Raw genomic sequence first — 17,487 nt, forward strand, 5'->3', positions numbered from 1 at the left:
ATGAGAAAGTTACTATACACTTTAATTTTTCTTTTATATCAGGTAACCTTCTCACAAAATCAAACTACAATTTCGGTAAATTTTACCGATGCTAGTATAGGAGAGGTGATTCAAGAGATTGAAGCCAATAGCAATTATCATTTCTACTTTGTAGAAGAGTGGCTTGGAGATAAAAGAGTAACCGGAAACTATAATAATGTACCTGTACAGGAAGTATTAAATGCTATTTTCAAGGATACAGTGCTCAATTATTATCTTCTGGATAACAATGAGATTGTACTGATTAGGAACAATGTCATTTATGATGAATTACCCGAAAATTTCTTTGGTAGAGAAAAAGTAGTAGAAAATACGGTTACTAAAAGGAAAAAGAATATCAACCCTTCATTTTATGTGGAGCAAAAATCTTCAACCAGAACAGAAACATTTAGAATTGGTAAAGAAGATATCAATAGTACAAGAGAACGGTATTCTTTAAGTGGATATGTTACCAATTTTAGAACTGGTAGACCTATTGGCAATTTGGCGATAGTAGTTTCAGGGACAAGTATTGGAACACAGACCGACAAGAATGGTTTCTATCAAATAGATTTACCCCCAGGACAAAGTATTTTGGAGACCAGTTCTGTGGGTATACAAGACTCAAGAAAACGAGTTATTATTTATAACGATGGGGAATTGGATTTTGAGCTAGACGAAAGTTTAGAGCAATTGGATGAGGTGATTCTTGAAGGAAAAGTGAGTAAAAATGTTACGGAAACTATTACTGGAGCAGAAAAAATAGATGTTGAAGAATCCAAGAACATTCCATTGGTGTTGGGAGAGCGAGATGTATTTAAGGTAGCAACAGCTTTGCCTGGAATTTCTACTGCTGGTGAAGGTTCTGCTGGATTTAACGTAAGAGGAGGTAAGTCTGATCAAAACCTTATATTGGTAGATGATGCAGTAATCTATAGCCCACAACACTTTTTTGGAATCTTCTCGGCACTTAATCCTTTTTCTATAGAGGATGTAACAGTGTATAAAGGAAGTATTCCTGCTGAGTATGGTGGTCGATTATCTTCGGTTTTTGATATTAAATTAAAAGATGGAGATACCAAAAAATTTGGAGGAGAAGCATCTATAGGGCCTGTTACCGGTAATGTCGTTCTTGACATCCCTGTGATCAAAGACAAATCAGCGCTACAAATTGGAGGTAGAGGAGCCTATGCCAATTACATATTAAGATCTTTGGACGACGAATCTTTAAAAGATAGTGAAGCTTCGTTCTATGATGCGAATGTAAAATATACACATCGATTTAATGATAATAATAAGCTTAGCGCTACGGGGTATATCAGTAGAGACGATTTTAGTATTACCTCAGATTCATTGTATATCTATAACAATAGACTATTATCGTTGAAATGGGATCACACCTTTAATGATAATAATAAAGGTAGTCTGGTTCTTTATAATAGTGAGTATAAGTTCAATATTGAGTTTGATGGCGGAGCAAATAACAACTTCGATTTGGGATTCTCTGTACAGGAAACAGAAGCCAAACTCAAAATGAATCATGCTTTCAATGATAAATATAGTCTGGATTATGGAGTGTCTAGTAAGTTGTATTCCATCGAACCAGGAAGAATAGACCCTTTTGATGAACAGTCTATTGTGACCCCATTAGCTATTCCCGAAGAACGGGCATTAGAATCTGCAGCATTTATTTCCGGTAAGTTGGATTTTACTGAAAAGTTTTCTGTAGATGCGGGATTCCGATTCTCTGTCTTTAACGCGCTGGGAGAAGGAGTGCAACGTATATATGAAGATGGTAGACCTAGGAGTGAAGCCACTTTATTAGAAACGCAGGAGTTTGATAAAAATGAAGTCATTGAAACCTACACCGGACCCGAAGCAAGACTGTCTTTGAGATATCTATTAAGACCTGATCTGTCGATAAAAGCAAGTTTTAATAATACGTTTCAATACATACATCGTTTATCCAATAATACGACCGTATCTCCTATCGATACCTGGAAACTTTCAGATCTAAATATAGAACCACAACAGGCAAATCAATATTCTTTAGGACTCTACAAGAATTTTGAAGATGATTTGTACGAGTTAAGTATCGAAGGGTTCTATAAAGAGTCAGAAAATATTCTAGATTTTAAAACAGGAGCACAGATTTTATTGAATGAAACTATAGAGGCTGAAGTATTGCAAGGAGAGGGCGAGGCCTACGGAGTAGAGTTTCTCTTGAAAAAAACCAAAGGAAAATTAAATGGATGGTTAGGGTACACGTACTCTCGTTCGTTTATCAAGTTGGATAGCCCATTCCCAGAAGAACGGGTAAATAACGGAGACTTCTTTCCTTCCAACTTTGATAAGCCTCATGATTTTAGTATGGTGGCCAACTATAAGTTTACCAAACGATTTAGTCTTTCTGCCAATTTTGTATATCAAACAGGAAGACCGGTTACATTTCCGGTAGGGAATTTCTTTTTTAATGGATCGGAAACCGTAGTGTTTAGTGATCGTAATAGATTTAGAATTCCAGATTTTTATCGTCTGGATTTAGGATTTAATATTGAAGGAAATCATAAAAAGAAAAAATTAGCGCATAGTTTCTGGACCATATCGATTTATAATGTGCTGGGGCGTAACAATCCATTCTCGGTATTTTTTGTTACCGAAGATGGAGAAGTAAAATCCTTGCAAAGTTCAATATTCTCGATACCGGTACCATCGATAACTTACAACTTCAAATTCTGATATTTTTTTGATATGATGGTTAAAAAAATATATCGATTGCTATTGCTGTCCGGGCTTGCCTTGGTATGTAATAACTGTGTCGAAGAATTTGATTTTGGAACACAAAACTTTGAGGATATCTTGGTGGTTGATGCCAGGATAACTGATGAGTTGAAGTTCCAGAAGGTAGCTCTCTCCAGAACTTTTCGACTGGAGAATGAGGGGCCTGCACCCGAGATCGGTGCTTCGGTTAGTGTTACCGATGATCGACAAAACGTATTTCAATTCTCAGAAACAACAGAAGGACAATACATTTCTAATGAAGCTTTTGCTGCAGAGTCAGGAGTGAATTATCAACTTCAAATTACTACACTAAATGGAAAATCATATGCGTCTAGAGCGGTTACTTTACCGCAACCTACGCCGATTGATGAATTGTATGTAGAACGTATCATAAATGATGATGGAGAAGAAGGTGTAGGTTTTTTTGTCGATAGTTTTGATCCTACCGGTAATGCATTCTTTTATCGATATGAATATGAAGAAACCTATCAGATTATACCCCCTTTTTGGTTTGATTTGGATATAAAGGTGATTTCAAGAGACCCTCCAGAAATAGATGTAGTTTCAAGAGAAAGAGAAGAAAGAATATGCTATAAAAATGAATTTTCAAATCGGATAATTATCAATGAAACTACTAGTTTGTCAGAAAATAGGGTAGAACGTTTTATGGTTCAATTTTTAGCCTCTTCAGATTTAAAACTACGAGATCGGTACAGTATTCTGGTAAAGCAATTCGTACAAACACCAGAGGCGCATGAGTTTTTTGATACGTTAAGTAATTTTTCGGATTTAGAGAGTTTGTTTTCGCAATTACAACCGGGCTTTATAGTAGGGAATATATTATCGGTAGAAAATCCGAATGAAAACGTATTAGGTTTTTTTGAGTTGACTCCGATATCCGAAAAGAGAGTTTTTGTCAATAGGAGAGATTTTTTTCCAGAATCAACAAAACCAGATTATCCTGCAAATTGTTCATTTTTTGAAGAATCTGAAGATGAACCATTAAAAGTAATAGATGCAGTAGAAAATAGAGGTTTGAAGCTTATTTCTGTAGGAGCTGGATTTATTTATGATCAATACACATTTACTTTTAAAATTTGTAGCGACTGTAATGTATTAGGAAGTAATGTAAGACCTGATTTTTGGGTGGATTAATGTTTTATGTTTTAAAGTGATATCGAAACAATTTACATATCGTTTGTTAATTCTTACTGTAGTTATGCAAGTGAGCAATAGTTGCGTAGAAGAATTTGAATTCGGTACCCAGAATTTTGAAGATGTTTTGGTGGTGGATTCCAGAATCACAGACGAGCTAAAACCTCAAGAAGTTGGTCTTTCTCGAACATTTCGTTTAGAAAATGAAGAGCCTCAACCCGAACCTGGTGCCACAGTTAGTATTGTTGATGATCAACAAAATGTGTATTCCTTTTCAGAAACAGAAGCAGGAAACTATGTGTCTGATATTGCATTTAGAGCAATGCCCGACGTAAGCTATCAGCTTCAAATCACCACAGATGGTGGAGAATCCTACACCTCCAAACAAGTTCGTCTTCCACAGACTACTCAAATTGATGATTTGTATGCAGAGCCTATTGTTAATGATGATGGTGAAGAAGGCATCGGGATTTTTGTAGATACTTTTGACCCGTCTGGAAATGCTGATTTTTATCGGTATGAGTATGAAGAAACCTTTCAAATTATTGCTCCTTTTTGGAGTAATCAGGATATTAACGTGATTTCTAGAACTCCTCCTGTGTACGAAGTTGTGCAAAGAGAAAGAGAAGAGCGAGTATGCTATAAATCGGAGTTTTCTAATAGAATTATTTTAAACGAAACTACCGGGCTGAATGAAAATAATGTAGAACGCTTTATGGTAAATTTTGTTCCTACCTCAGATTTTAAAATCAGGGATAGGTATAGTATTTTAGTAAAGCAATTTGTGCAGTCCCAGGAGGCTTACGAATTCTTTGAATTGTTAAAAGATTTTTCGGATTTAGAGAGTTTACTATCTCAAATTCAGCCTGGTTTTGTAACAGGAAATTTAACTTCAGTGAATAGACCTGATGATAAGGTATTAGGCTTTTTTGAAGTAACCTCCGTTTCAGAAAAAAGAATTTTTATCAACAGAAGAGAATTGTTTCCTAGAGCAGACCGCCCTGCTTTTCCTTTAAATTGTACGCTTACAAGAATAGATAATGATAATCCCCAACGTATTGTGGATGCTGTAGAGCTTAGAGGTTTGAAGCTAGTTCAGGTAGGAACGAATGGTGTTGTGCTAGTTTTTAAAAGTTGTAGTGATTGCACGGTTTTAGGGAGTAATATAAGACCTGATTTTTGGGAGGATTAAAAGTGTCGTATTTGAAGTGATATCAAGAAAATATACATATCGATTATTGATTCTTACTGGGATAGTTCAGGTAAGCGGGGGCTGCGTAGAAGAGTTTGAGTTTGGCACGCAAAATTTTGAAGATATTTTGGTGGTTGAATCCACAATCACAAACGAACTAAAATCACAAAAAGTATCTATTTCCAGGACTTTTCGCTTAGAGAATGAGGGCCCGGTACCAGAACAAAATGCTAGAGTATCTATTTTGGATAATCAAGGAACAACATATACATTTGTAGAAGAAAATCCTGGAGTGTATTTGTCTTCAAGTACTTTTACGGCAGAATCAGGGAGGTCCTATCAATTGCAAATTACTACGCAAGACGAGAAATCGTATGCATCTCAATTCGTTACTTTACCGCAAGTAACCCAAATAGACAATATCAAGGCAGAGCGTGTTATTAATGACCAGGGGGTGGCAGGAGTTGGAATCCTGGTAGATAGTTTTGATCCAACAGGTAATGCAAATTTCTATCGCTATGAGTTTGAAGAAACGTATCAAATTATACCTCCTTTCTTTTCTTGTATACAATTAGCAATTATCTCAAATGACCCTCCAGTGATAGATATAGCTCCTCGTACACGAGAAGAACGGGTTTGTTACAGAACTGATATCTCTAATTCTATTATCCTGAATACGACAGGAACGCTGGCCGAGAGTAATGTAAAAGACTTTGTGGTTCGTTTTATACCTCCCGATGATGCGGTGCTTCGTAATCGATATAGTATTTTAGTGAAACAGTTTGTACAATCTGCAGAAGCGTATGAGTTTTATGAAACCTTGAGTAATTTTTCAGATTCTGAAAGCCTGTTTACTCAAATTCAGCCAGGATTTATAGAAGGTAATGTGCAATCAGTGGATAATCCAGATGAGAGTGTTTTAGGTTTTTTTGAAGCTGCTTCGGTATCCACGGCAAGAGTTTTTGTGAATCTGAAGGATGTATTACCAGGAGTGTTTCGTCCCGATTTTCAAGTAAGATGTGCTTTATTAAATCAACGAGGGGTAACAGATAACGAAATAAGAGAAATAATTAGATTGGTCGAAGGAGGATTTAGGTTGTTTACTTTTGATGCTACAACAAACGTATATTCCTTAGCGACACCTATATGCACAGATTGTAATGTGTTAGGTACAAATGTTCGTCCCGATTTTTGGGAGGATTAATTTTATGCAGACAATAATGATATTAAAAAGAAAAATAACTTGGTTTTTGGTCTTCATAAGTTTTGGTCTTATGATTGGTAGTTGTGTAGAAGAGTTCGAATTCGGGACTCAAAATTTTGAAGATATCTTGGTGATCGAATCAACAATTACCAACGAGGACAAAGCTCAAGAAGTGTTCTTGTCCAGAACTTTTCGTTTGGAAAGTAATGAACCTGTTCCAGAACAAAATGCAACGGTTACAGTAACTGATGATCAGCAGACTTCCTATACTTTTGTTGAGGAAAGTCCAGGAAGATATGTATCCTCTTCTACATTTGCTGCCATTGCTGGCCGAAATTATCAATTGCAAGTTACAACAGCTGATGGTAGGTCATATGCTTCCCGTTCTGCAACTTTACCACAAACTTCGCAAATTGATAATTTGTTTGCAGAACGTGTTGTTACAGATCAGGGGGTAGAAGGTATTGGTATTCTTGTGGATAGTTTTGATCCTACCGGAAATGCTAATTTTTATCGTTATGAATTTGAAGAGACGTATCAGATCATACCTCCATTTTGGTCAGAGATAGAGTTAGGTATTATTTCTTCGAATCCTCCGGAAGCAGAACTTGTGGCTAGATCAAGAGAAGAACGTGTTTGTTATCGCACACAGTTTTCTAATAATATTATTTTAACCACAACAAGTACATTGGCCGAAAATAGAGTAAGCGGTTTTAGAGTGCATTTTATAGAGCCCGATAATACCGTGCTAAGAAATAGATACAGCATCTTGGTAAGACAGTTTGTCCAGTCTGCGGAGGCGAATCAATTTTTTAATACGCTTAAGGAGTTTTCGGATTCCGAAAGTTTGTTTTCTCAAGTGCAGCCTGGTTTTGTTAGTGGTAATATACTTTCAGTAAACGATCCCGACGAAAATGTTTTAGGTTTTTTTGATGTAGCATCGGTGTCATCGGCAAGAATATTTGTTGAGTTGAAAGATTTTTTCCCGGATGCATTTCGCCCGGATTTTCCAATAGAGTGTATTTCAAATACTGAAACTGATTTAGGAGAGGTTATTCGTAGAGTAGAAGGCGGGTTTAGAGTTTTTGCTTTTGATCCTGATTCAGGTGAATACTTTTTGACTACACAGATTTGTACAGATTGTAATGTTTTAGGAACCAACGTTCGTCCAGATTTTTGGGTGGATTAAAATTTATATTAAATGACTAGAGTTATTGTTTTATTAATTTTCATGGCGTCTTTGTTTGTTCAACAAACAATATATGGTCAATCTTCAGATAATGCGTATCAATCTATCCCAGAGGAACGCGTTTTTGTACATCATAATACTGCTTTTCTTTTTACTGGAGAGTATCTGTATTACAAGGTGTATTGCTTGGATTCCAAATCTAAAAAGCTTAGCAATCTTAGTAAGATGGGGTACGTTGAATTAGTAAATGAAAAGAAGAATGTCATTTTTAGACATAAAATCAAACTAGAAAAAGGACAGGGACAAGGGGATTTCTTTATCCCGGTTTCTTTACCATCTGGTAACTACAAGTTGATTGGGTATACGCAATGGATGAAAAATTTTGGAGTAAGTGTATTCTATCAGGGAGATATAGCGATTGTCAATCCTTATCAAGGCGATCAAAAAGCGGTTTTGGCGGATACTATTTCTGGGCTGGTAACATCTAATAAAGAATCTCTTATACCTAAAAACACGACCGGTTTGGAGTTGGTTACCAACAAAAACGCATTCAATAAAAGGGAGCAGGTGAGTTTGCTAATAAAAAGAAAGAACGGAATGCTGTCTAACGGGAGTTATTCTCTTTCTGTTAGAAAATTAGACACCATTGTTATTCCAAAAAAGAATACAGCATTGGATACTTATCAGGAGTTGTCTAATAATGTTTCCTTAAAAGATGGTTCAGGAGCAATTGTTCTTCCAGAGTTAAGGGGAGAACTAATATGTGGTAGTATTACAGCAAAAGAAGCGAATCACTCTGTAGAAAATCAGAAAATTGGATTTTCTGTTCCTGGTCAAGACTATGATATCAAGGTAACTACAACAGATAAAGATGGAAATTTTTGTTTCAATTTGGATAAACAATATGCAGAGGATAACGGATACATCCAGGTGTTGGGGAATGAAAAACAGTATGATATTAAACTGCAACCCGCTACTTCTTTGGACTACAAAGATTTGAAGTTTGACCGTTTTCAAATCACTAAGGAAATGAAAGATATGATTGTAAAACGTAGTGTTTATAATCAAATCCGAAATAGGTATTTTAGTGTGAAGCCTGATACCTTATATCCTGCCAAAGAAATCGCTCCATTTTATGGTAGTGATGTAGATGTTTATGATCTTGACGCCTATACCCGTTTTCCAACGATTAGAGAAACGTTTGTTGAAGTTGTAGAAAATGTATGGATAAAGAAAATCAACGATGAAAAGTATGTGTTTCAAGTTCGATATAAGCATCCTCCGTATAATGAACCAGAACACTTGCCGTTGGTAATTATGGATGGGATGTTAATCCAGGATCATACAGATTTAGTAGAATTGGATGCTAGAAGAGTGAAAAGAATTTCTGTTTCAAGGGATAAGCATTATCTAGGATCATTACTTTTTCAGGGAATCGTAGATATTGAAACAGAAAAGGGAGATTATTACCAATCCATGTCCAAAAGTTATATACAAAAGGTACCTCTTTTTAAACCGTTACAAAAGAAAAAGTACTTTCAACAAGCCTATAATAATGGCGTGCAGGATAGTCGCACTCGTATTCCAGATTTTAGGAATCAACTCTTATGGCATCCAGAAATAGCACTTCAGGAAGAAGAAACTAAGATCGATTTCTTTACTTCTAATAATACTGGAACTTTCGAAGTTGTCTTAGAAGGGTATTCTGATCAGGGGATACCAGTTTCAGTGAGAGAACGGTTTACCGTTCAATAACGGTAGCGAATTTCACAGTTCCGTTTTTTGAAACTGTCGCGTACTAGTTTTGCTGAAAAGCAAACTATGTACATATGCTGATTAAAGTTTTTGGAAGCGCCGTTTTTGGAGTAGAAGCTACTACGGTTACCGTTGAGGTAAATATTGATAAAGGTATTGGCTATCATTTGGTCGGGTTACCGGATAATGCCATTCGGGAAAGCAGTTATCGTATTGCAGCAGCACTTCAGAATACAGGCTTCAGACTCCCAGGTAAAAAAATCACCATCAATATGGCTCCGGCAGACCTTAGAAAAGAAGGATCAGCTTACGATTTAACTTTGGCGATAGGGATTTTGGCAGCAAGTGATCAGATCAAAGGTGATCGGGTTGCTGATTATATGATTATGGGGGAGCTTTCTCTGGATGGAAATTTACAACCCATCAAAGGTGCTTTGTCCATCGCTATAAAGGCGCGAGAAGAAGGTTTTAAAGGTTTTATTTTACCAAAACAAAATGCAAAGGAGGCAGCTGTGGTTGATAATCTAATGGTCTATGGTGTAGAAAACATAAAGGATGTTATTCGCTTTTTTAATGATGAAGGGGAATTAGAGCCGACTCAACTCGATACAAGAGACGAGTTTTATGCAGCTCTAGACAATCCTGAATATGATTTTGCCGATGTGAAAGGTCAAGAGAGTATCAAACGATGCATGGAGATCGCTGCAGCCGGAGGGCATAATATTATTTTGGTAGGACCACCTGGCAGTGGTAAAACTATGTTGAGTAAACGATTGCCGAGTATTTTGCCTCCGATGTCCTTGCAAGAAGCGCTAGAAACTACCAAAATCCATAGTGTAGCGGGACGTATAAAAGACAATATTGGATTAATGGCACAACGACCCTTTAGGAGTCCTCATCACACTATTTCTGACGTTGCACTGGTAGGAGGTGGGGCTTATCCACAACCTGGTGAAATTTCGTTGTCTCATAATGGTGTTCTTTTTCTCGACGAACTTCCGGAGTTTAAAAGAAGCGTGTTGGAGGTAATGCGCCAACCTTTAGAAGATCGTGAAGTAACTATATCCAGAGCAAAATTTACAGTTACTTATCCGTCCAGTTTTATGTTGGTCGCTAGCATGAATCCAAGTCCTGGGGGGTATTTTAATGATCCCGATTCTCCGGTAACCTCTTCTCCAGCAGAAATGCAACGTTATCTTAGTAAGATTTCTGGTCCATTGTTGGATCGGATAGATATACATATAGAAGTAACTCCTGTTCCTTTTGGTAAATTGAGTGAAGAGAGAAAGGGAGAGCGTAGTATAGAGATTAGAAAAAGAGTTATCGTAGCTAGAGGAATCCAAAGTCAGCGATTTTCCGAGATGAAAGGGATCCATTACAATGCGCAAATGGGGGTAAGGCAAATAAGAGAGTTTTGCAAGTTAAATGCTTCTTCGAAAGACTTGCTGAAAACAGCTATGGAAAGACTTCATCTATCAGCTAGAGCTTATGATAGAATCTTAAAGGTGTCTAGAACAATTGCAGACCTAGAAACGTCTAGAGATATCCAGGAGCATCATATTTCTGAAGCTATCCAATATAGGAGTCTGGACCGCGATGGATGGTTAGGGTAGCTTTTATCCACGATTTGAGGGTGCTTAGTCACTTACTAAAAACTATTGATTCCTGTTTTATCAATTGGTGTCATTTGAAAACTTTTTGATTTCTTCAATGATCGGGAATACTTTTTTCCCTTTTTCCGAAGCATAATATTCAACTCTTGGAGGAATCTCTTTATAAGCTTTTCTGACTATTATTTGATATTCTACCAATGCTTTTAATTCTTGGATTAGCATTTTTTCACTTATTTCAGGAATTAGTCTTTTTAACTCACCAAATCGCCTTTTATCTTCTCCAATTTCATTAATAATTCGCAACCTCCACTTTCCACCAATTATTTTTAAAGTATTACTAACTGGACATTCTTCTAAATTATTTTTATTTTTTTTTGCTTTCAAAACCCCTTTAAATTTAAATTATTTACTTTTTGGTAAGTATTATACTTCAAAGTAAGTACTATAATTTTGGTATGCTAATTTATAATTTTGTATTGAATAAAAACAATAATTATGAATTCAAAAAAAATATTTGTTAGTGGGGTGTCTGGATTTCAAGGAAGGGCGATTACTCAACTGCTGCTGGAGAAAGGGTATAACGTATCTGCTTTAGTGCGAAATTTAGAAAGTAGCAATATTGATAATAGGGTAGAGGCTATTCTCGGAAAGTTCGAAAACATAGATGAGGTATCATCTGCGTTAAGAGATGTAAACGGAGCTGTATTTACATTGCCATTGCTTTTTGATATGGATGAGGCGGTGTCAATAACCAAAAATTTTATCGAAGCTGCCAAAAAAGAAAGTGTGCCTTTGATTGTATTTAATACCAGTTTTGATTTACCAAAAGAGAAAGTAGGTATGCTGGGTGTTGATATCAAAGTGATCTTAAAAAAAGAGTTTGATCAATCCGGGTTAAATGTAATAACAATAAGTCCTGATATTTACTTGGACAATATAGCAGCTCCTTGGTCCATACCTTTGATTGTTGAGAAAGGAATCCTTCCTTACCCTATTAAAAAAGGACAAAAAGTACCATGGATTAGTCATGTAGATCTTGCAAAATATGTAGTTGCAGCAATTGAAAATCCGGAATTAAAGGGGCGAACACTTTTTGTTGGGGGAAATCTTCTTACTGGAGAACAAATAGCAGAGGCTATTGGTGCCAAAATTGATAAACCTGTACACTTTGTTAGTCTATCTCCTGATGAGTTCGAGCAAAACCTTAGTCCTAATTTTGGTTCATTGGCTGCAAAGGAAATTTCAAATTTATATCGTTTTTTAGACAGTAATATCGATAGGATCGTTGCCAAAGATTATGAGGTTTCTCGAGAATTACTTAACGTAGCGCCACAATCATTAGCGGAGTGGATCGAAACCATTCAATGGAATTACTAAAAATAATTAGAGCAGTGATATGTGAAGTTCATCTTGGCTATCTTTATTAAGATAGTCAAGAGAGCACATTATAGATTAAAGCGATTTTGTTTAACTCTCCTAAAGGGTCAAACAAAACTTACTTTATTATGTTTATTGTAATTCCACTCAATACCAGTATTCACGTGGACAACTTCTGGGATAAGTCTTTTGTTTATTAATGATCCGGCTTCCCCAGTTGCCTCTTTTCAGTAGAAGTACCCAGGAATATTATATTTCAGAAGCTATCCAATATAGGAGTCTGGACCGAGATGGTTGGTTAGGATAGATTTTATGAACTATTTAGGGTTGTTATTAACAATCTGATTCGTAACCTTTTCAAAAATGATATTTTTAGAAATAAATGTTCTCCTATGTTACGAATTTCAAAATGGTATCCAATGCTTTTTGTGATTTTAATACTTGCGTCTACGAGTTGCAAAAATGAAAACACACCAAACAATGAATCATCTGATAAGACAGAAGCTATTCCAAAAGAAGATGCAAATCCGATTCAAGCACCATTAGAGCTTACCTTGGATCAAGCAAATACACTTGCAAATTTACCGTTGGATTGCATACAAGTAGAGTATCCGAATAAGCTAAATCAAACCCTGGGCAGTAAAGAAAATTTAGGGGAGCCTAAAGCATTACATCCAGCTTTCTACGGTTGTTTTGATTGGCATTCTTCGGTTCATGGACATTGGTCTTTGGTGAAATTACTGAAAAAATTTCCTGACCTAGAAAAAAGAGAAGAAGCTATTGCAAAATTGCAACAGAATATTTCGAAAGAAAATATCGCTGCAGAAATAGCTTATTTCATGGATAAACATAACAAATCTTATGAGCGAACATATGGTTGGGCCTGGTTACTCAAACTAGCAGAAGAATTGCACAATTGGGACGATCCTGTTGCCAGAAAACTGGAGGCGAATTTACAACCGTTGTCTGATCTTATCGTTCAAAAGTATATTGATTTTTTGCCTAAGTTAAGATACCCGATACGAGTAGGAGAACACACGAACACGGCATTTGGGTTGTCTTTTGCCTGGGATTATGCAAATACTATTAATCACCGAGAACTTAAAGATAGTGTAGAAAAGAAAGCTCGTGAGTTTTATTCAAACGATCAGGAATGTCCGATTACCTGGGAGCCTAGTGGATATGATTTTTTGTCTCCGTGTTTTGAGGAGATTGATATTATGAGGAGAGTGCTTGGAGTCGAAGAATTTGAACAATGGATTTCAAGCTTTATGCCTCAGTTAAAGGAAATAAACTTCAATATTGAAGTAGGGCAGGTTTCGGATCGAACAGATGGAAAACTAGTTCACTTGGACGGGCTTAACTTCAGCCGAGCATGGGTGTTGTATGGCTTGGCAAAACAGTATAAAGAATATGAGCATTTGTTCTATGTGGCAAACACACACATCAACTATTCGTTGCCTAACTTGGTTGGAGATTCGTATGAAGGAGGGCATTGGTTAGGATCATTTGCGATTTATGCACTCGATATTAATTCGAACTAAATGAAGAAATTATTTTCTTTTATAGGACCAGGGACTCTGGTTACGGCTGCTTTTATTGGTCCAGGAACGGTTACCGTCTGTACACTGGCTGGAGTACAATTTGGATTTACCTTATTATGGGCACTTACCCTTTCTGTGATTGCTTGTGTAATACTTCAGGAAATGGCGGCTCGACTAGGAGTGGTAACACAGCAAGGATTGAGCGAAGTGGTAAAAAGTCAATTTGAAGGTGCTCCCATCATTAAATGGGTTTTTATCTCTATTATTATTGCAGCTATTTTTGTTGGAAATGCAGCTTACGAAGCAGGGAACATCAGTGGAGGAGTACTGGGGTTGTCTACCATAATAGAAGAGCCTACGATACAACTAGGAGGCTATGCTTTTAATTACCTCAGTTTGGTAATAGGATTGCTTGCTTTTGTGTTGTTGTTTTTAGGGAATTATAAAGTGCTCGAACGTAGTCTAATCGTGTTGGTGTTGTTCATGAGTTTGGCATTTATTATTACTGCTATTGCTACCAAACCTAGCCTGTCTGCTGTTTTTAAAGGGTTTGTTCCTGATTTTTCTTCAGAAAAATTATTGATGATTATTGGTTTGATAGGTACTACCGTAGTACCTTATAATCTGTTTTTGCATGCCTCTTTGGTAAAGGAAAAGTGGAAAAGTGCAGATCAGCTTCCAATAGCTAGAAAAGACACCATCACGGCAGTCGTTTTGGGTGGTGTTATGTCTATGGCTATAGTGATCTCTGGAGCAGCAATACAAAACACAGAAGTACAAAGTGCAGCAGATCTTGCCAGAGGCTTAGAACCAGTTTTTGGATCGGCTGCAAAATATATTTTATCTCTTGGGCTTTTTGCGGCTGGAATTACTTCGGCCATTACGGCACCATTAGCAGCTGCTTATGTAGTAAAAGGTTGTTTGGGTTGGAAAGATGGAGTGAAAAGTACACGGTTTAGATTGGTATGGATGTTTATCCTGTTTCTGGGAGTATTGTTTTCATCTTTAGGGATCAAATCCATCGAAGTTATTCGTTTTGCACAAGTAACAAATGGATTGTTGTTACCTGTGATAGCTATCTTCTTATTATGGGTAATGAACAAGAAGAATATACTGGGTAAATATGTAAATACCACTACCCAAAATCTGATAGGAATAGTCATTGTTATGGTAACCCTCTTTTTGGGGATACGTAGTATCTGGAAAGTCTTTGAGAATTTGTAAGAAAAATTTTATGAATTTGTAAGAATGAAGCAAATTGTTTTTAATGCAGACGTTGGAGAAGGAGTGGGTAATGATCATCAAATCATGCCTTATATTTCATGGTGTAATATTGCTTGCGGTGCACATGCTGGTGATGAAGGTGAGATTGTAAAAACAATCCAATTAGCATTACAGCATGATGTAAAAATAGGAGCGCACCCCTCATATCCGGATCGTAAAAATTTTGGTAGAAAGAGTATGCAAATGGATTTTGAAGATTTGGTAAGATCGATAACCCAACAAATCCAATTAGTGAAAAATTATGTGGAAGAATTAGGAGGCGAGCTTCATCATGTCAAACCGCATGGCGCACTTTATAATGATGCTTTTGTGAAAAAGGAGGTGAGTAAAGCTATTTTGCAATCTATAAAAAATGTCGACAAAAGTTTAAGGATTGTTACGCTAAAAGATTCTGTTTTGTCATATCTTTGTAAGGATGGTTTTAGGGTTTACTTTGAAGCGTTTGCAGATAGAAATTATAATGATGATATGACCTTGGTTTTCCGTGCAGAAAAAGATGCAATTTTAGAAAATAAACTTGATGTTTTTGAACACGTAAAACGAATGGTGGTCGATGGTAAAATAAAAACAAAAACAGGGAAGGAGCAGACTGTTTTTTTTGATACAATTTGTGTGCATGGAGATAATCAAAATGCTGTGGAAATTATTCGGTATTTACACTCCAATTTTGTAGCGCTAGGATATGATTTGAAGTAAAGTTTATGGAGTATAATTTGAGATTCAGGCAATACTCAGAGAGAGCAATTTTGATCGAATGGCCTCAAAAAATTGATCAAAAGATGCTACAAAATATACTTTTTTGTAAAAAATCCATAGAAGAACATAGAAATGAAGTAATTGTTGAGGTAATCTCATCATATAACTCGTTATTAATTTTTTATCTGTCTACTATAGAAAATGTCTATGATGAGGTTTTGGTGCTAAAATCCCTTTGTAGTATCAGTTTTGAGCCATCAGATCAAAAACAACGCTTATGGAAAATACCGGTTTGTTATGATCCTGCCCTTGCTCCGGATTTGTTGTCTTTTTCTGAGCAAAAGAAACTGAGTATTGATGATGTAATCGATCTCCACACTACCCCGTTGTATCAGGTGTATTTTTTAGGATTTTTGCCTGGATTTTTTTACTTGGGCGGTTTGGATAAAAAATTGTGTTTGCCTAGAAAAGTAACTCCTTCTAGAAATGTAAAAAAAGGGTCTGTGGCTATTGGTGGAGAACAAACTGGAATCTATCCAAAAGATAGTCCAGGTGGATGGCATGTTATTGGTGCTTGCCCTGTTGATTTTTTTGATGTAAATAAGGTCGAGTCATCAAAGATTTTACCTGATGATTTGATTCAGTTTATATCGATATCAGTTTTACAATATGCCGATATGAGTGCTAATAAGGTTTCTCCCAGTTTTGAACTAAAACCTACTTTTTTATGAAAGGGTATGTTACAGTTTTGAAACCAGGGTTATATACAACAATTCAAGATCGCGGTAGATTTGGTTTTGCTAAATATGGAGTTCCACAAAGCGGGGCGATGGATCAGTTTTCTTTTGAGTTTGCAAATTTGTTGTTGGGTAATTATAAAAATGATGCTTGTATAGAATGGGTGATTCAACCTCCAACTTTACAATTTAATTCTGATACAAGAATTTGTTTAACCGGTGCAGAGGTGGATGCGTTCTTAAATAATCAGGAGGTTGAAATGTATCAACAAATTACGGTTAGTAAAAATGACATATTAACCTTAAAAAGTTGTAGGAATAATATATATGGGTATGTAGGAATTAGAAATGGTTTTTTAACTGAAGTGGTGATGGAAAGCCGATCCTTTTATGATTCAATTACCTCTAAACAGAAATTGGTAAAGGGTGATAAATTGGAATACAATTCAAACATAAACTCTGTTGTTTCTTATGCCCATTTGAGTGCTCCAAAGTATGGGAATTCTGGTAGTGCAATAGAGGTGTTTAAGGGACCAGAATTTGATCAACTTTCCAGTAGAGAAAAAGACCTTTTATTAAAGAGTAGGTTTACCATAAACGGAGCTTCAAATCGTATGGCGATTCAATTCATGGAATCTATCTCAAATTCACTTCCTCAAATGTTAACATCTCCGGTATTACCGGGGACTGTTCAACTAACTCCTTCTGGTAAATTAATAGTGTTGATGAGAGATTGTCAAACCACAGGAGGATATCCTAGGGTGTTGCAGCTCACAGAAATCGCTATCAATACACTAGCACAAACTTGGATTAATGAACAAATTCAATTTCAACTCGTTGATTTTTAATACAATATATGGCAGGGGGTAACACCCCTAAGCAAGTAGGGGGAAAATCCCCTGATCTATCTTTTTTTAAGATTTTTTTAGTATACCTAATGGG

Annotated in this window: 14 protein-coding genes; 13 read left to right on the plus strand and 1 reads right to left on the minus strand. The window is 36.3% G+C overall.

Annotated features, from left to right (window positions below):
• From BUE24_RS12460 to BUE24_RS12490, 7 genes are all read left to right on the plus strand, one after another.
• A complete protein-coding gene (locus tag BUE24_RS12460; protein ID WP_073316356.1) occupies positions 1-2,757 on the plus strand; it encodes a TonB-dependent receptor in 2,757 nt (918 codons plus the stop codon).
• A 12-nt stretch (positions 2,758-2,769) separates the two neighbouring features.
• Entirely contained in the window at positions 2,770-3,954 is a 1,185-nt protein-coding gene (locus tag BUE24_RS12465) for a DUF4249 domain-containing protein (protein ID WP_084549510.1), read from the plus strand.
• Between the two features lie 64 nt (positions 3,955-4,018).
• Positions 4,019-5,146 carry a DUF4249 domain-containing protein gene (locus BUE24_RS12470; RefSeq protein WP_073316357.1) on the plus strand — a complete coding sequence of 376 codons (1,128 nt, stop codon included), beginning with the start codon at positions 4,019-4,021 and terminating at the stop codon, positions 5,144-5,146.
• Positions 5,147-5,162: 16 nt separating this feature from the next.
• The gene (locus BUE24_RS12475; protein ID WP_170864597.1) at positions 5,163-6,350 is read left to right on the plus strand and encodes a DUF4249 domain-containing protein; all 1,188 of its coding nucleotides are present in this window, start codon (positions 5,163-5,165) and stop codon (positions 6,348-6,350) included.
• 16 nt (positions 6,351-6,366) lie between these two features.
• Positions 6,367-7,539 carry a DUF4249 domain-containing protein gene (locus BUE24_RS12480; RefSeq protein WP_073316359.1) on the plus strand — a complete coding sequence of 391 codons (1,173 nt, stop codon included), beginning with the start codon at positions 6,367-6,369 and terminating at the stop codon, positions 7,537-7,539.
• A gap of 12 nt (positions 7,540-7,551) precedes the next feature.
• Entirely contained in the window at positions 7,552-9,294 is a 1,743-nt protein-coding gene (locus BUE24_RS12485) for a hypothetical protein (RefSeq protein WP_073316360.1), read from the plus strand.
• Positions 9,295-9,368: 74 nt separating this feature from the next.
• Positions 9,369-10,907: a YifB family Mg chelatase-like AAA ATPase gene (locus BUE24_RS12490; RefSeq protein ID WP_073316361.1), complete on the plus strand. Its 1,539-nt coding sequence runs from the start codon at positions 9,369-9,371 to the stop codon at positions 10,905-10,907.
• Positions 10,908-10,967: 60 nt separating this feature from the next.
• Here the strand turns inward: BUE24_RS12490 and BUE24_RS12495 are convergent, their stop codons facing one another.
• Positions 10,968-11,291: a winged helix-turn-helix transcriptional regulator gene (locus tag BUE24_RS12495; protein WP_073316362.1), complete on the minus strand. Its 324-nt coding sequence runs from the start codon at positions 11,289-11,291 to the stop codon at positions 10,968-10,970.
• A gap of 111 nt (positions 11,292-11,402) precedes the next feature.
• Between BUE24_RS12495 and BUE24_RS12500 the strand changes: the two genes are divergently transcribed.
• The 6 genes from BUE24_RS12500 (at position 11,403) to BUE24_RS12525 (ending at position 17,393) form a co-directional block, all read left to right on the plus strand.
• Positions 11,403-12,284 (plus strand): SDR family oxidoreductase, encoded by an 882-nt coding sequence (locus tag BUE24_RS12500; RefSeq protein WP_073316363.1) that lies wholly within the window; start codon positions 11,403-11,405, stop codon positions 12,282-12,284.
• A 392-nt stretch (positions 12,285-12,676) separates the two neighbouring features.
• Positions 12,677-13,828, plus strand: coding sequence for a DUF2891 domain-containing protein (locus tag BUE24_RS12505; RefSeq protein ID WP_073316364.1), 1,152 nt, complete (start codon positions 12,677-12,679; stop codon positions 13,826-13,828).
• Positions 13,829-15,052 (plus strand): Nramp family divalent metal transporter, encoded by a 1,224-nt coding sequence (locus tag BUE24_RS12510; protein ID WP_073316365.1) that lies wholly within the window; start codon positions 13,829-13,831, stop codon positions 15,050-15,052.
• Positions 15,053-15,076: 24 nt separating this feature from the next.
• A complete protein-coding gene (pxpA, locus tag BUE24_RS12515; protein WP_073316366.1) occupies positions 15,077-15,808 on the plus strand; it encodes a 5-oxoprolinase subunit PxpA in 732 nt (243 codons plus the stop codon).
• A gap of 5 nt (positions 15,809-15,813) precedes the next feature.
• The gene (gene pxpB, locus BUE24_RS12520; protein ID WP_073316367.1) at positions 15,814-16,539 is read left to right on the plus strand and encodes a 5-oxoprolinase subunit PxpB; all 726 of its coding nucleotides are present in this window, start codon (positions 15,814-15,816) and stop codon (positions 16,537-16,539) included.
• Complete coding sequence (locus BUE24_RS12525) at positions 16,536-17,393, plus strand: 5-oxoprolinase subunit C family protein (RefSeq protein ID WP_073316368.1); 858 nt, start codon at positions 16,536-16,538, stop codon at positions 17,391-17,393. Before pxpB ends, BUE24_RS12525 begins: the two co-directional genes overlap by 4 nt.
• Positions 17,394-17,487: the final 94 nt, after the last annotated feature.

The sequence above is a fragment of the Aquimarina spongiae genome, from assembly GCF_900141785.1.
Lineage (GTDB): Bacteria > Bacteroidota > Bacteroidia > Flavobacteriales > Flavobacteriaceae > Aquimarina > Aquimarina spongiae.

Coding starts and splice junctions, on each gene's coding strand:
- BUE24_RS12460 (WP_073316356.1), top strand. CDS start 1: ATGAGAAAGTTACTATACACTTTAATTTTTCTTTTATATCAGGTAACC.
- BUE24_RS12465 (WP_084549510.1), top strand. CDS start 2,770: ATGATGGTTAAAAAAATATATCGATTGCTATTGCTGTCCGGGCTTGCC.
- BUE24_RS12470 (WP_073316357.1), top strand. CDS start 4,019: ATGCAAGTGAGCAATAGTTGCGTAGAAGAATTTGAATTCGGTACCCAG.
- BUE24_RS12480 (WP_073316359.1), top strand. CDS start 6,367: ATGATATTAAAAAGAAAAATAACTTGGTTTTTGGTCTTCATAAGTTTT.
- BUE24_RS12485 (WP_073316360.1), top strand. CDS start 7,552: ATGACTAGAGTTATTGTTTTATTAATTTTCATGGCGTCTTTGTTTGTT.
- BUE24_RS12490 (WP_073316361.1), top strand. CDS start 9,369: ATGCTGATTAAAGTTTTTGGAAGCGCCGTTTTTGGAGTAGAAGCTACT.
- BUE24_RS12500 (WP_073316363.1), top strand. CDS start 11,403: ATGAATTCAAAAAAAATATTTGTTAGTGGGGTGTCTGGATTTCAAGGA.
- BUE24_RS12505 (WP_073316364.1), top strand. CDS start 12,677: ATGTTACGAATTTCAAAATGGTATCCAATGCTTTTTGTGATTTTAATA.
- BUE24_RS12510 (WP_073316365.1), top strand. CDS start 13,829: ATGAAGAAATTATTTTCTTTTATAGGACCAGGGACTCTGGTTACGGCT.
- pxpA (WP_073316366.1), top strand. CDS start 15,077: ATGAAGCAAATTGTTTTTAATGCAGACGTTGGAGAAGGAGTGGGTAAT.
- pxpB (WP_073316367.1), top strand. CDS start 15,814: ATGGAGTATAATTTGAGATTCAGGCAATACTCAGAGAGAGCAATTTTG.
- BUE24_RS12525 (WP_073316368.1), top strand. CDS start 16,536: ATGAAAGGGTATGTTACAGTTTTGAAACCAGGGTTATATACAACAATT.